Consider the following 15,028-nt stretch of genomic DNA (forward strand, 5'->3'; position numbering starts at 1 on the left):
AACACTAACGCACTGTCAATACGCCGCTTGTTGGTAACGAGGTTGTGGGCTAGATTCGCAAAACCTATTCAGAAAATAGATAAATGTCATGGACGACGGGAGTAGTGACTCATGGCCGATCCCATCGCCTCGCCTCCTCCTGAATCCGCGCCCTCGTCCTCGGCGGACGCGTCTCAACCGCTCGGCCTCTCCGGCCGCATTGCCCGTACCTTCATCAATACGCCGGTCACGCCGATGCTGCTGTTCGGCGCGCTCTTCCTCGGGATCCTGGGTCTGCTGTTTACACCGCGACAGGAGGATCCGCAGATCTCGGTCCCGATGATCGACATCTTCGTGCAGTATCCAGGTGCCTCCGCGCAACAGGTCGAGCGTCTGGTGACCGATCCGCTCGAACGGATCATGAAGGAGATCAAGGGTGTTCGGCACGTCTACTCGGCCACCCAGCGCGGGGCGGCGATGGTGACCGTGCGCTTCGAGGTCGGCGAGGAGATGGGCGCCTCGATCGTCAAGGTCCACGACAAGCTCCAGTCCAACATGGACCGCATGCCTCCCGACGTGCAGATGCCGCTGGTCAAGCCGGTCGGTGTGGACGACGTCCCGGTCGTGACCCTCACGCTGTGGTCGGAGGATGTCGAGGATCATCAGCTGCGCAAGCTGGGTCTCGATCTGCTCCAGGCGGTCGGATCGCTGCCCGATGTCGGCAAGGGGTTCGTCGTCGGCGGACGAGAGGATCAGATCCGCGTCGAGGTCCTGATGGAGCGTCTCGCCGGGCACGGGATTACGCTCGATCGCATCGCCAATACCATTCGCACCGCCAACTCCGAGCAGACCACGGGGGTCAGCGAATCAGGCGACACCGCCTTCAACGTCTATTCGGGCTCATTCCTGCGCAATGCCGAGGATGTCGGTCGGCTGGTGATCGGCAATCGCGGCGACTATCCGCTTTATCTGCGTGATATCGCCACGGTCGAGCATGTCCCGCAGGACACCAAGCAGATGGTTAACCATTTCACGGGGCCGGCCTACGTGGGCGAGCATCGCGCCGACGGGGCACAAGCCGTGACGGTGGCGATCGCCAAGAAGCAGGGGACCAACGGCGTGACGGTCGCGCGCCAGATCCTCGGCAAGGTCGAGGAGCTCAAGACGACACTCATCCCCTCGAACGTGCAGATCGAGGTCACGCGCAACTACGGCAAGAGCGCCAACGACAAGGTCAACGAGCTGCTGCGGGCGATGTTCGAGGCGGCGGTGATCGTGGCTATCCTGTGTCTGATCGGGCTGGGTGCGCGGGCGGCCTTCGTGGTCATCACGGTCATCCCCGTGGTGATCCTGCTGACCATCTGGTGGGCCTGGATGGTCGACTACACCATCGATCGAGTCAGTCTCTTCGCGCTGATCTTCGCCATCGGGATCCTGGTCGACGATGCGACCGTGGTGGTGGAGAACATCTTTCGCCATTGGCTCGAAAGCGGCAAGACGACCATCGAGACCGCGGTGCGGGCGGTCGACGAGGTGGGCAACCCGACGATCCTGGCGACCTTCACCATCATTGCCGCCTTGCTCCCGATGGGCTGGGTCAGCGGCCTGATGGGGCCTTATATGCGGCCGATCCCGGTGCTCGGCTCATCGGCGATGTTCTTCTCGCTGGTGGCCGCCTTCGTCTTCACCCCCTGGTTCGCGCTGCGCGTCCGTCCCCGGCTTGCTGCGCTCGAAAAGGCGGAGCGACGCGAAGAGAAGACGCGCCGCTGGGTCAGCGCCGTCTATCGCCCGTTGGTGATGCCGCTGATCCACAACCGCACGATCGGCATCGCCTTTCTGGTCGGAACCATCCTCACCACGGCCGGTGTCTGCGTGCTCTTCTACACCCAGACCGTCCCGGTGAAGATGCTGCCCTTCGACAACAAGCCCGAGTTCAGCGTCGTCGTGAATATGCCCGAAGGGACCGCGCTTCCGGTCACCGCGAACGTCGTGCACCGACTCGCCGAGAAGGTGCGCACCATGCAGGAGGTGACCGCCGTCCAGACCTATGTCGGCACGGCCCAACCCTTCAACTTCAACGGCATGGTGCGTCACTACTATTTGCGCGAGCGTCCCTGGGAGGGTGATCTCCTGGTCATGCTCAAGGACAAGAACGAACGCAAGCTCGGCAGCCATGCCCTGGCGGTTGCCGCGCGCGAGATGCTGACCCCGCTGGCGCACGAGCTGGGTGCGCGGATTGCGGTGGTGGAGATGCCCCCCGGCCCGCCGGTGCTCCAAACCGTCGTGGCCGAGGTCTACGGACCCGATGCCGCGACCCGGCGCCGGGTCGCGGCCGATTTGACCGAGATCTTCGAGGAGGTCGAGGGCATCGTCGATGTGGACAGCTACATGGCCGAGCCCTACAGCTATTGGCGCTTCGCGGTGGATGCCGAGAAGGCGGTGCGGATGGGGATCTCGGTCGACGCCATCAATCGCAACCTCGCCATGGCGATGGGCGGCTTCAAGCTCGGCGATGTCAAGCGCGGCGTCGTCCAGGAGCCGACCTATATCGTCCTGCAGATCCCCCTCGCCAACCGGGCCGAGATCGGCAGCCTGGCCAGCCTGCCGATCCAGTCCGAGATGGGCGGACAGGTGCCGCTCGGCGAGCTGGGACGCTTCGTCCAGCAGCAGGAAGATCCGATCATCTACCACAAGGATCTGCGGCCGATGGAATACGTGGTGGGCGAGATGGAGGGTCGCCTCGGCGCGCCGATTTACGGAATGCTCAAAGTCGAGGATCGTCTCGAGCGCTATCGTGCCCCCGACGGGGTGCAGATCAGCGGGATGCCGCGAGGTCTGATCGGACCGCCCTTGACCGATCGTCAATCCGGATTCGAATGGTCCGGGGAGTGGACCGTGACCTATGAGACCTTCCGCGACATGGGGCTCGCCTTCATCGCCGCGTTGGTGCTGATCTACGGGCTCATCGTCTGGGAGTTCCGCAACTTCAAGATTGCCGGGCTCATCATGTCGCCCATCCCCTTGACCCTGATCGGCATCGTGCCCGGTCACCTCCTCATGGGCGCCGAGTTTACCGCCACATCCATGATCGGACTGATCGCGCTCGGCGGCATCATCGTGCGCCAGTCGATCCTGATCGTGGAGTTCGTCAAGATCGAGGTCGCCAAGGGCAAGACCGTGAAGGAGGCGGCGGTCGCCGGCGCCGAGATCCGGATGCGCCCAATCCTCATCACCTCCTTGACCCTGATGGCCGGGGCCTGGGCGATCATCGAGGATCCCATCTTTCAGGGGATGGCTGTCAGCCTACTGTTCGGTGCCGGCGTGGCGACCCTGATGGCGGTGATCGTCATCCCGCTCGGCTGCATCAGCCTGTGTCGCGAGTTTTATCTCGTGGAGACGGCAAGCGGAGAACGGGCGCTTTCGGCGAGCTACTGCGAGATCGAGGGTGTTCCGATGCTCGATACACCTGCGCCCGCTGCGGCCCGCGCGCGACTTGCGGACGGGACACCGGTTTTGATCCGACTTTGGAGCGCACTGGTCGGCGTCGTCTTCAGCGGGATCGAAGGTGTCGGGAAGCTCCTCGCTTGGTTGCGACAGCGCCGATCCGGCAGCTCGGGTAAGGGTTCGGGGCCGGCTCTTCACGCCGCCGCCGCTCAAGCCGACACGGCCTCGGGTGGCTCGGTGGCCGAGTCCCGTGCCGACCCGGCGAAGCAGCCAGCGGCCGTGAAACGATCCACGGCTGCCGCCCGAAAGCCGGCGCGAGCACCGAGAAAGGCGGCGACCAAGGCGGTTGCGGACGACGCGACGACCGTCAAGAAGCCACGGGCCAGGCGCGCGACCAAAAAGACCGCGGACAAGCCTAAAGACCCGGACGATCGCTGATCGAAATCGGTAGGATATGACGATGCACCGAAGCTTCTTGTCGAGGTATCCGTCTTGAGCGTGACGTATGACCAGGATCTTGTCCGTTGGGCTCGCGAGACCGCCGAGCTGATTCGGGAAGGGTGTTGGCAGGCGGTCGATGTCGAGCACCTTGCCGAGGAGTTGGAGGATTTGAGCAAGAGCGAAAGAAGGGCCATCGCGAGTCAGCTCGTGCGCCTGCTGTTGCACCTCCTGAAATGGCAGCATCAACCCGAAAGACGCTCCGATAGCTGGATCGATTCGATCACCGATGCCCGGCTCCAGATCGAGCTCGCCATCCAGGACAGCCCGAGCCTGCGCGCATACCCGCTCCAGGTGCTCGCGCAGAGCTATCAGCGCGCAAGACGCAGCGCGGCGATGCAGACAGGTCGACCGCTGGCGACCTTCGCAGAGACCTGCCCCTACCGGCTGGATCAGGCGCTCGACGAGGCATTCTTGCCGGAATCCCCGATGTCTTGAAGACACAAGAGCGGAGAGATCCTATGAACGAGTCGGTCAGCTACGACGGCGACTTTCATGCTTGGGCGCTTCGAAACGCTCGGCTGCTGCGCGACGGCAGGCTCGGTGAGCTCGACGTCGAGCATATCGCGGAGGAGCTCGAAAGCATGGGTGCGAGCGAACGTCGGGAGCTCTTGAGCCGCCTTCAGGTCCTGCTCGTCCATCTGCTGAAATACCGATATCAACCCGAGCGGCGCGGCAAGAGCTGGCTGCTGACCATCAACCACCAGCGGACCGCGATCGAACGCTTGCTGGAGCAGTCGCCGAGCTTGCGGACGTTCTTGGTCGCCGACACCTTGGCCAAAATCTATAGCAAAGCGGTGCGGGAGACGGTCATCGAAACCGATCTGGATCGCTCCGTCTTTCCGATCGACTGTCCCTATCGACTTGAAGAGATCCTCGACGAGGATTGGCTGCCGGATGCCTGACGCGGTCGGTCGGCGCTTCCCCGGCCCGATTCGCCGTGGGGCGGGTGATTTCCGGGAACGCATCGACGCAGAGGTAGGAGCGAGGTCGGGGTGATGTAGGGGCGAGGTAGGGGCGACTTTAGTCGCCCGGTAAGCAATTGGAGGCACGTACGGCCAGGATGCCCATCCCCGGAAATCGCCCTACTCCGACACGACGCCGAAAAGGTCCGGGAGGGCGGCATGCTCGGCAACGGTCCGCGGCGGCTTGAGCCGGTAGGGTGGACGAGCGAGAGCGAAGTCCACCGAACCCCGCGCCGGCGCCGGTGGACTGCGCTACGCTTGTCCACCCTACGGCACGCATTTTCAAGTGAGTTCGACGTTTGGTGCATCCACAGCCCTTGGCGGGGGCGCGGGCTCTCCCGGATCTCAGGGAACGCCAAGTTTAGTAAAATCAGTGTTCTACGCAGCCAATCTTGGTAAACTTCCATTCGAACGCTTTTAACTCAATGGAAAACCGATGATTGACCAGAGCCAACTCCTGCGCCTGCTCGGACTGCCGCAGATCGCCATCGACCGCGTCGAGATCACGGACGCCGCTGTGCTGGAAATTCATGTGCACAGCACCGAGGAGGGCACGCAGTGCCGGAGCTGCGGCCGACGCATCACTGAGCCGCATGGACTCGGTGAAGAACGGCGGTTGCGCCATCTGTCGATCTTCGAGCATCGCACCGAAATTCTCATTCGTCCCAAACGGTATCGCTGCCCCGATTGCCGGGATCATCCCACCACCACCCAACGGGTGGACTGGTACGACCCGCGCAGCGGCTTCACCCGTGCGTTCGAACACAGCCTGATGCGCGCCCTGATCAACAGCACCCTGGAAGACGTCGCGCACAAGGAGGCCGTCACCCCGGAGCACCTCGACGGTATTCTCGATCGGTGCGTCCCGAGCCAGATCGACTGGACGACGCTCACGGCGCTGCCCGTGCTCGGGCTCGACGAGATCGCCTTGACCAAAGGCCACGGCAATTTCGTGGTGATCGTCAGCGCCAGGGTCGAGGACACCCTGAGCATCCTCGCCGTGCTCAAGGACCGTAAGCGCGCGACCATCGAGGCGTTTTTGCGCACGATCCCAAAATCCTTGCGGCGCACCGTTCGCGTCGTGTGCACCGACCTGTACAGCGGCTTCATCGGTGCGGCCAAGGCCGTCTTCGGCACGCACGTCGCCATCTGCGCCGATCGCTTCCATGTCGCGCGTTTGTATCGCGACGCCGTGGAGACGTTGCGCAAGACAGAACTGCGCCGGCTCAAGCGCGACCTGTCGAAAACCGAGTACGGCGGGCTCAAGAACGTCCATTGGATCCTGCGCAAGCGCGAATCCGACTTGAGCGCCGAGGAACGGCGGATCCGCGCCCGGTTGTTCGCCTATTCCCCGCAACTCGCGCAAGCTCATGCCCTCAGCCAAGCCCTCACCGAGGTCTACGACATGCCCCTGTCCAAAGGTCAGGCCAAGCGCAAACTCAGTGGCTGGATGCGACGGGTCAAGAACGCCGAGATGACGTGTTTTCAATCCTTCCTGAAAACGTTGCGCCGTCATTGGGACGAGATCACCAATTATTTTACCGAACGACACACGAGCGGTTTCGTCGAAGGTCTCAACAACAAGATCAAAGTATTAAAACGGCGGTGCTATGGCTTGAGCAACCTGCGCCGGCTCTACCAGAGGGTGTACCTCGATCTGTGCGGTTATCGGGTTTTCGCGCGCTGATCAATGAAAAACAACCGCTTAAAAATGGCTTGGACGGGGTGCGTCCAGCGATATTTTCAACCAACGTGTTCGGTCAAAATGACTACAACGTCATGTTTTTAAATATTTTAGCGCTTTCCCTGAATTCCGGGAGAGCCGGGGCGCGGTTCAAAATGATCTATTCTTTAATCTCTTAAACCGCGCCAACTCCAGCGGCCATCAAGTCTGCCGGGGCCGATCCCATCCAAAAACACCGCCTACTGCGCTGGGCGCGGTTTAATCCGAGACGACACCGAAAATGTCCGGAATGGCGGCGCGCTCGACGGCCGTCCGCGGCGGTTTGAGCCCGAGGTGAAGATAAGCCGCCTGCGTGGCGACACGCCCGCGCGGGGTCCGCATCAGATAGCCCTGTTGAATCAGGAAAGGCTCCAGCACGTCCTCGATGGTACCGCGCTCCTCGCCGATTGCCGCCGCGAGGCTTTCCACGCCGACCGGCCCCCCGTCGAACTTGTTGATCACGGCATCGAGCAGCCGGCGATCCATGTGGTCGAAGCCCAAGGCGTCGACCTTGAGCATGCCGAGCGCCTGGTCTGCAACCTCTGCGGTGATGCGCCCGTCGGCACGGACCTGGGCGAAGTCGCGCACCCGGCGCAGCAACCGGTTGGCGATACGCGGTGTCCCGCGCGAGCGCCGGGCGATCTCGGCGGCGCCCTCCGCCTCGGTCTCGATGTCGAGGATGCGTGCCGAGCGACGGACGATCCAGGCCAGATCCTCCGCGGTGTAAAACTCCAAGCGTTGCACGATGCCGAACCGATCGCGCAAGGGCGATGTCAAGAGCCCCGCCCGCGTGGTCGCGCCGACCAGGGTAAAGAACGGCAGATCCAGCTTGATCGAGCGCGCGGCCGGGCCGTCGCCGATCATGATGTCGAGCTGATAGTCCTCCATTGCGGGATAGAGCACTTCCTCGACCACGGGGCTCAGGCGATGGATCTCGTCGACGAAGAGCACGTCCCCGGCGTCGAGATTGGTCAGGATGGCCGCGAGGTCACCCGGCTTCTCGAGCACGGGCCCGGAGGTCTGGCGCAGATTGACCTGCATCTCGTGCGCGATGATGTGCGCGAGCGTCGTCTTGCCGAGTCCCGGCGGGCCGAAGATGAGCACATGATCCAACGCCTCGCCGCGGCCGCGTGCGGCGCCGATGAAGATCTCCATCTGCTCGCGCACGACCGGCTGCCCGACATAGTCTTCCAGCTTGCGCGGGCGGATGGCGCGGTCGAGCGCCAGCTCGTCGCTGGCAGGGTCGGCGTTGATCAGACGTTCGGGCTTCGCCATCAGTGCGGGTGCCGATGCGAGTGATCCGGAAGCTGCCGATACTCCGAGCAACGTTTCGGCGTCGGCACGCCCTTGCCCGGATTCAGCAATCCCTTCGGATCGAACGCCGCCTTCACCGCGTGGAACTGCGCCAATTCCTCCGGGTTGAACTGAACGCACATCTGATTGATCTTCTCGATGCCGACACCGTGCTCGCCCGTGATGGTCCCGCCGACCTCCACACATAGCTCCAGGATGCGCCCGCCCAGTTCCTCCGTTCGCTCCAGCTCGCCCGGCTTATTGGCATCGAAAAGGATCAAGGGGTGCATGTTGCCGTCTCCGGCATGAAAGACATTGGCGACCCGCAGCCCGTACTCGCGCGACATCTCGGCGGTGCGCCGCAGCACCTCGGGCAGGGCGCGGCGCGGGATGGTGCCGTCCATGCAGTAATAGTCCGGCGAGATCCGGCCCACCGCCGGGAAGGCGGCCTTGCGCCCCTTCCAGAACATCAGCCGCTCCGCATCGTCGCGCGAGGTCCGGACCTCGGTCGCGCCGCTGGCCAAGAGCAGATCGCGCACCCGCATGACCTCCTCGGAGACCTCCTGACTGGTCCCGTCGATCTCGCAGATGAGGATCGCCGCCGCGTCCGTGGGATAACCGGCATGCACGAAATCCTCCGCGGCCTGGATCGCCGGCCCGTCCATCATCTCCAGCCCCGCCGGGATGATCCCGGCCGCGATGATGTCGCCGACCGCTTGACCGGCCTTCTCCACGTCGTCGTAGGCCGCGAGGATGGCTTGGGCGCGCTCCGGCACGGGCAGCAGCTTCACCGTCACCTCGACCGTCACGCCGAGCATTCCCTCGGAGCCGATGAAGAGCGCCAACAGGTCATAGCCGGGTGCGTCGAGCCCGCTCGATCCCAGCTCGATCAGCTCGCCCTCGATCGTCACCAGTTTGACCGCAAGGACGTTGTGCACCGTCAGCCCGTACTTCAGGCAATGCACCCCGCCCGAATTCTCCGCGACATTGCCCCCGATGGTGCAGGCGATCTGGCTCGACGGATCCGGCGCGTAATAAAGTCCATGAGGTGCCGCGGCCTCGCTGATCGCCAGATTCCGCACCCCGGGCTCGACCCGCGCGGTCCGCGCGCCCGGATCCAGGTCCAGGATCCGCGTAAAGCGCGCCAGACTCAGCAACACCCCGTCGCCGCGCGGCAAGGCGCCGCCCGAGAGCCCGGTCCCGGCCCCGCGCGCCACCACCGGCACATCCCGTGCGTGACACAGCCGCAGGATGCGCTGCACCTCCTCGACGGTGCGCGGCAGCACCACCAGCAGGGGCAACTGCCGATAGGCCGAGAGCCCGTCACACTCGTAGGGCTGCACCTGCTCCTGTTGCTCAAGCACCGCATCCGACGGCAGAAAGGTCCGCAGCTCGCGAACAATCTCGGCCCGCGTCGCGGAAAGCTGGGGATCTTCGAAGTCGATCCGGGTCGGTTGAATCAGACTCATGACGTTGACCCTAGTCGTTGTCTCATCCTCGGAATAGGCGGAGCCTAGGGCCAGACGGGTTCCGAGTAAACACCGGGAGCGGCTCGGTCGCAGCGCCTTCGAAGCCGGTCTTACCAGGCCGGTCGCCGGTCGCACGCTCCCTCACGGGCTCACGGGCTCGCGCTCATTGAGCGGCCGTCGTGCTTGACTGTAGAATGACTAAATCGCCCGGTCTTCGGACTCGGGCGCATCCTGCATGGCTGGCGTAGCTCAGTTGGTAGAGCAGCTGATTTGTAATCAGCAGGTCGTCGGTTCGAATCCGTCCGCCAGCTCCAATAAAACAACGGCTTAGGTGTTTAGCGCATAGGCCGTTTTTCGTGAAGATCCGAGCTGGTTGCCGTTTGGTTACCGTTTCGCCAGCCCTAAGCGGCCGGATCCCCCACGAACTCACGCGACCATCTGCGTCCGAACCTTCGACGCTGCATCTCCTCACAATCGCCGGAAGACCTTCAAGACGCCGTTCGCCCCCCAGGGCGACCGTCGTCAAGGATCCACCCGGAACGTCTCTACGAACCCAAAAACATGCCTGAATGTCCACCCTGGTGAGGGCTCCCAAACCTCAACCCGTGCGACACCATTCTTCGTCCCGATTTCCCGACCGAGACGCCAACCGTCAGCCTCATCGGCAGGATGACTTCAAAATCCCAACTTTGACGATCCGCAGACCCGGCTTGCGCTAGGTCAGTTTTGCGACCTTTTCCACACTCCAAATGTTGACTTGGAAGTATCTTCTTCTACGCTAGGTTGATGTGGCCCCGATGCTGACCAACAGTGGCCACCTCGTCGATCATGAGGCATCGACCAAGGACATCCGGTCTGGACAACCACCGTAGGTGACAGTCCAGCCGGAAATCGCGTGATGTAGTGGGTGTACAGGATGCACAAGGAACCAGAACCGTGGGCCGATTCGCGCAGTCTTCAGTTTTCCGAGCCTTACTCCAGGTTGCAACGACCTGTCGCCCGTCTTACGGGCGATCTGAATTTTTTTCCGATCCATCCAAGCACATGCAGACCGCGACGTTGAACATTGCGAATTTTTGCTGTGCTTGTAAACCATTGCCCAAAGGGTTTTTGACCAGTCACTTAGGGTGTTTCGTCATGCGCTCGATGGATTGGGTGAATCGGGCATGATTTCTCTGAGGATACAAGCCTACGCGAAGAAAATATTGCTTGACACCTGCTCAATAACAAATATTCAGGCCAAGCAGCATTTCCAGATCAAGAAAAGAGTAATAACGTCATGGAGCATACCGAAGTCTTAGCCGTTAATCGGGTTGATCGCCCTTCACAGGTAGTGAACCTTAACCTTTTCTTTAGCTTTTTATTCTTTTTGGTTATTGGTCTCTGGGGTGCGTTGCGCTTTTTTGGTCATGATGCAAGCGAAGATGAATATTTAATTAAAAACAGCATTTTGGTCTTTGCAGCATTTTTGCTTCTACCTTTTTCGTTGTGGACTCTAGTGTATCGCAAGGACTGGTTTGGCGTTGTTGCATTAGCGCCTTCTATCTTTATAATGCCCGCTTTTTTTGTAAGTGCGATAAACCAAAACTATGACCCGTATACTGGTATTTCGGGTTTAATATTCGTACCCTTAGTGATGTGCGGAGTTGCGATATCGGTAATATTCTTTTTCCGAAGATTTGAAAACAAGATCTTTTGGACGATCGCTGGTCTTGCTATTTCTGTTTTAGTTGTATTGGACCTGGTAGTTCTATTTTTTTGGCTAACACGATCTATACTTTTATTGCTCACAATCTCTCTGCCTGTATACCTGTTATATAAAGCTTTCCGAGATAACGCAGAAGTCCTGTCATTATTGAGTCCGGGCAAGTTATTGTCTGCGACACTAAAAACACTTGCGTTATGGAGCCCCCTAAGCATCTTTATAATAGCTGGACTTTTGATGGGAAACTTTATCAACGACCTCGCGCTAAGAATCAACGAACATGCATTCAACAGTGCAGAACAAGTGACTGAGTCCGCTCTCGCCTTTGAGGATTGCTCATGGTACGACCTGGTATGCAAAAAGACAGAGAGCATCAAGCAACAAGTTCGGCAAAGCCTTGAGACATCCAAACAGCGCTTTAATGCTAAGGAACTTGTTGTCCAGATTTTGTCGCATCTCGCTCTTTTATCGAATGTTATCTTTATCTTTCTCGCTGTCAAAAGCTTTTTCTATGTTTTTGCGCGAGTTGGTGTTTCTAAAAAATACGGGCTGCATGCAACTTTAGCGAAACAATACAGAGTATCGAGCCAAAGTCTAGCAAGCAATATCAACTTGGTTGGCCAAGAATACACAACCCCACCTTTGAATACAGAAATTTTCTATGTTGTTAGAACATTAGAGGCAAGCGGCTGTCCTCCAATGATTAAGGTGCCGCAATGGAGTTGCGGGCGTTGTTCATAGTCCCGTTGCGCCAGGCAAAGCCTGGAAGGAGAGGAAGATAGCGAACGGATAAGCCAATCGGAAACTCCTTTTTGCGACCCACCGGGTGCAAGTCCCGAGCCGGTAAGGAGTGGCCATCCACCGGAACCGAGTGTTGTGTGGTGCGGGAGCGATCCCGCCTGCGAAGCGTACACAGGGGGCGTGCAGGCCGTGTGATGGAGCCCCGTTACTGAGTTCAGCGGAGCCGACGTATTCGGAACACCGGAAGGCAACAGTTTCGGCATCGTAACGGCCTGATGTCGAGACTCCGCCGGGGTCTAAGAGCAGGGCATGTACGCACGGGTCGTCCAGGAACCTGGGAGCGCTCAGTTGCTCCTTGCCCGAGACGCGGCGCGGGCACCGCGTAAGAAGCCGCCCCGGCCCGACGGCGCTGGTCCGGCCGACGGGAGCGAACAGGACCGACGGCAAGGTAGCGCCAAGCGAAGGCAACGAAGTGCGGCGCGATGGCGACTGAGCAGTCAGAGTCGGCTGATAGTACCGTTGAGCGTGGGGAACGCACCCGAGCGGACCCATGGGAGGGAAGCGGCCGATCGGTTGAGACACCTTCTGAAGGGACGATGGCGTGAACATCGAGTCACCTGACCATCTGAACAGAACGACAGGAGATCGCGACATGGGCTGAATGGTCCATCGGGTGTGCGACAGTTGTCGTGCAGCGAGCGCTCAACCGAGGAGCCGGATGCGGTAGTCCCGCACGTCCGGATCTGTGGGAGCCGCGGGTGGGTAACCACCCGCGGCCACCCGGTTCCAAGTCCGAGTCCGGAGCTTGTTAGTCGGTGTGCGGGGATTTGGCAGGACCCCCGAAATTTCTTACCCTTGGAAGTGCAAACTCACCGAGGGTTCGGAAAGATGTTCGAAGATCCTGCCGAGATTGACTTTAGACCAAGCGCGAGCGCGACGCTACCCGGACGTTCGAGACCCGGTCGGCGCATCGGCGCATGACGCGGCGCACACGCTTGGAGCAAGCCGAGCACCTCGCGGCGGCCGAGATGCGGCTGGCGGCGGGGGAGACGCAACGCGCTGTGGCCACCGATATGGGTATTGCGCGCAGTACCTTGCGGGACTGGTGCGGGGACGTCCCGCGCGGGGATCCGCCGACGGGCCTGACGGCCTTCGCGCGCACCCCGGACGGGATCGCTTGGTTGCATCGGATGGTGCTTGCGGCGCATTTCAGCATCACCTTGCGGGCGGCGGGTGGCACCCGGCTGGTGAGTGAGTTTCTGGAACTGAGCGGACTGTCGGCCTTCGTCGGGGTCAGCGACGGCGCGCAGCACGCGCTCAATGTCGCCTTGGAAACGGCCGTGGTCGCGGTGGCCGCGGAGCAGCGCACGGCGCTTGCCGAGGGCATGCCGGCGCGTGCGGTGACGGTGTGCGAGGACGAAACCTTTCATCCGGGGATCTGCTTGGTCACCATCGAGCCGGTGTCGAACTTCATTGTCCTGGAGCAGTACGCCGCGGATCGCACCGCGGCGACCTGGACGGCCGCGCTGCAAGGCGCCTGCACGGGGCTCGCCGTGGAGGTCATCCAGAGCACCGCCGACGAGGCCAAGGCGCTGCGTCGGCATGCCGAGACGGATTTCGGTGCTCACCACTCCCCGGACCTCTTTCACGGCCAACACGAACTCTCCAAAGCCACGTCCTTGGCGTTGGCGCGCGATCTGCGCCAGGCTGAAGCCGGCGTCGCCGCCGCGCAGATACGATGGGAGGCCGAGCGCGCGGCGCAGCAGGCGTTCGAGGCGCGCTTGCCGCGCCCGCTCGGGCGTCCACCGGCCTTCGAGACCCGCATTGCCGCCGCCCTGAGCGCGCTGGTCGCCGTCGAAGCCGAACGCGACCGCGCACGGGAGCGGCAGACCGAGGCGCGTGAATTGATCCGCGAACTCGGTGTGCTGTATCACCCGTATGATCCGGTGGATGGACAGACGCAGCCGGTGGAGCGCGTGGCGGCGCGCTTCACCGACGTCTGGACGCGCCTGAAGGGATTGGCCGAGGCCGCCGACCTGCCCGAGCGCGCCCGCGAACGCATCATGAAGGCCGAGCGCCTGACCGTGCAATGGCTCGCCACGCTTGCGTTCTTCTTCGCCACCGTGAGCGCCAGGGTCGATGCCCTCGGGCTGTCCCCGGAGCTGGAAACGGCGGTCCTCGAGCAGCTCATCCCCGGCATCTACCTCGAGCGCGTCGCCTCCCGCAGCACCGCGGCCGAGACCCGACACCGCGTGCAGGCGGTGAGTACCGCGTTGCTCGACGCGCTGCGTCGACCCGATCATCCGCTGCAGCGTCTCGCGCCCGAGGACAGCGCTCGGGTCGAACAGGTCGCCGGCGCCTGCGCCGATCTGTTCCAACGCAGCAGTTCCTGCGTAGAAGGACGCAACGGCCAACTGTCGCTGCATCATCACGGGCGTCATCGTTTGAGCGACCGCAGGCTCGCCGCACTCACGGGCGTGCACAACTTCCACATCCGCCGCCCCGACGGCACGACCGCCGCCGAGCGCTTCTTCGGGAGGACACACCTCGCGCTGTTCGAGCAGATCCTCCTGCGCGTGCCCTTGCCGCCGCGACCGCGACGCCGACGGCCACGCCCGCCGAAACTGCCCTATCTGATGCCGGTCGCAGCCTGAGGGCGGTGGACGGGATAATGAACAAGGCCGAGTTGCGCTATTTTGTCAAGAATATTAACGCAGTGTTACACGATGAATGAGATTTCGGGTGATGAGAACGACTCCGGTGCACAACTAAGTGCAACCGGAAGTTCGGAATTTATAGAGTGGAATCTTAAAGAAGGCGAGCAGGTTATATTTCAGTATCCCAGCTTGGCTGCTATCGCCGGCCCGATCAAGTTGAGTACGATTGTTAGTTTCCGACTCCCATCGCTTGTTTTTGGTAGGGTTTTTCATAGCTGCGCTACTGGTCCTGGTAAATTAATATTTTTATCAAAAGGAAAATCTAAACAGCTAGATACTTCATCAAGTGTTCCAATAAAAAGAATAATAGCTTGGGATAGAAGTGCTCACTTTGAAATTAAAGCCCAGCTAAATCCAGTCGATATCTTTTTCAGCGGCATTTATTTCAAACCGTTGACATCTCATGCCGTCCTTATTGATGCAGACGAAAAAGGGAAACCAGATAACGGTCTAATAAGGTTCGTGAAAAACTTCCTTATCCCATTCTAATAAAT

General features: G+C 61.1%; 9 protein-coding genes and 1 tRNA gene. 8 read left to right on the plus strand and 2 right to left on the minus strand.

What is annotated here, in order from left to right:
* Nucleotides 1–111: 111 nt before the first annotated feature.
* From BDD21_RS10175 to BDD21_RS10195, 4 genes are all read left to right on the plus strand, one after another.
* Nucleotides 112–3,861: an efflux RND transporter permease subunit gene (locus tag BDD21_RS10175; RefSeq protein WP_120797085.1), complete on the plus strand. Its 3,750-nt coding sequence runs from the start codon at nucleotides 112–114 to the stop codon at nucleotides 3,859–3,861.
* Between the two features lie 60 nt (nucleotides 3,862–3,921).
* Nucleotides 3,922–4,359, plus strand: a complete 438-nt coding sequence (locus BDD21_RS10180) for a DUF29 domain-containing protein (protein WP_245969899.1) — start codon at nucleotides 3,922–3,924, stop codon at nucleotides 4,357–4,359.
* Nucleotides 4,360–4,382: 23 nt separating this feature from the next.
* Nucleotides 4,383–4,826 carry a DUF29 domain-containing protein gene (locus BDD21_RS10185; protein ID WP_120797087.1) on the plus strand — a complete coding sequence of 148 codons (444 nt, stop codon included), beginning with the start codon at nucleotides 4,383–4,385 and terminating at the stop codon, nucleotides 4,824–4,826.
* A 496-nt stretch (nucleotides 4,827–5,322) separates the two neighbouring features.
* A complete protein-coding gene (locus tag BDD21_RS10195; protein ID WP_120795416.1) occupies nucleotides 5,323–6,573 on the plus strand; it encodes an ISL3 family transposase in 1,251 nt (416 codons plus the stop codon).
* A 255-nt stretch (nucleotides 6,574–6,828) separates the two neighbouring features.
* Here BDD21_RS10195 and ruvB read toward each other — a convergent pair whose 3' ends face one another.
* Both ruvB and BDD21_RS10205 read right to left on the minus strand, forming a co-directional pair.
* Entirely contained in the window at nucleotides 6,829–7,884 is a 1,056-nt protein-coding gene (gene ruvB / locus BDD21_RS10200) for a Holliday junction branch migration DNA helicase RuvB (RefSeq protein ID WP_120797089.1), read from the minus strand.
* Nucleotides 7,884–9,371 (minus strand): FAD-linked oxidase C-terminal domain-containing protein, encoded by a 1,488-nt coding sequence (locus tag BDD21_RS10205; protein WP_120797090.1) that lies wholly within the window; start codon nucleotides 9,369–9,371, stop codon nucleotides 7,884–7,886. Before BDD21_RS10205 ends, ruvB begins: the two co-directional genes overlap by 1 nt.
* 238 nt (nucleotides 9,372–9,609) lie before the next feature.
* Between BDD21_RS10205 and BDD21_RS10210 the strand changes: the two genes are divergently transcribed.
* The 4 genes from BDD21_RS10210 to BDD21_RS10220 all read left to right on the plus strand — a co-directional run bounded on the left by BDD21_RS10210 (nucleotide 9,610) and on the right by BDD21_RS10220 (nucleotide 15,023).
* Nucleotides 9,610–9,685: transfer RNA gene (locus tag BDD21_RS10210), tRNA-Thr, on the plus strand.
* A gap of 965 nt (nucleotides 9,686–10,650) precedes the next feature.
* Complete coding sequence (locus tag BDD21_RS27410; RefSeq protein ID WP_147431044.1) at nucleotides 10,651–11,817, plus strand: hypothetical protein; 1,167 nt, start codon at nucleotides 10,651–10,653, stop codon at nucleotides 11,815–11,817.
* 977 nt (nucleotides 11,818–12,794) lie between these two features.
* On the plus strand, nucleotides 12,795–14,471 hold the full coding sequence (locus BDD21_RS10215) for a DUF6399 domain-containing protein (protein WP_120797091.1): 1,677 nt from the start codon (nucleotides 12,795–12,797) through the stop codon (nucleotides 14,469–14,471).
* A gap of 42 nt (nucleotides 14,472–14,513) precedes the next feature.
* Nucleotides 14,514–15,023: an AIM24 family protein gene (locus tag BDD21_RS10220; protein WP_342769600.1), complete on the plus strand. Its 510-nt coding sequence runs from the start codon at nucleotides 14,514–14,516 to the stop codon at nucleotides 15,021–15,023.
* The last annotated feature ends 5 nt before the right edge of the window (nucleotides 15,024–15,028 follow it).

Origin of the sequence: Thiocapsa rosea, assembly GCF_003634315.1 — a bacterium.
Lineage (GTDB): Bacteria > Pseudomonadota > Gammaproteobacteria > Chromatiales > Chromatiaceae > Thiocapsa > Thiocapsa rosea.

Excerpts from the sequence above, each read along its gene's own strand:
- BDD21_RS10175 (WP_120797085.1), top strand. The coding sequence starts at position 112 with ATGGCCGATCCCATCGCCTCGCCTCCTCCTGAATCCGCGCCCTCGTCC.
- BDD21_RS10185 (WP_120797087.1), top strand. The coding sequence starts at position 4,383 with ATGAACGAGTCGGTCAGCTACGACGGCGACTTTCATGCTTGGGCGCTT.
- BDD21_RS10195 (WP_120795416.1), top strand. The coding sequence starts at position 5,323 with ATGATTGACCAGAGCCAACTCCTGCGCCTGCTCGGACTGCCGCAGATC.
- ruvB (WP_120797089.1), bottom strand. The coding sequence starts at position 7,884 with ATGGCGAAGCCCGAACGTCTGATCAACGCCGACCCTGCCAGCGACGAG.
- BDD21_RS10205 (WP_120797090.1), bottom strand. The coding sequence starts at position 9,371 with ATGAGTCTGATTCAACCGACCCGGATCGACTTCGAAGATCCCCAGCTT.
- BDD21_RS27410 (WP_147431044.1), top strand. The coding sequence starts at position 10,651 with ATGGAGCATACCGAAGTCTTAGCCGTTAATCGGGTTGATCGCCCTTCA.
- BDD21_RS10215 (WP_120797091.1), top strand. The coding sequence starts at position 12,795 with ATGACGCGGCGCACACGCTTGGAGCAAGCCGAGCACCTCGCGGCGGCC.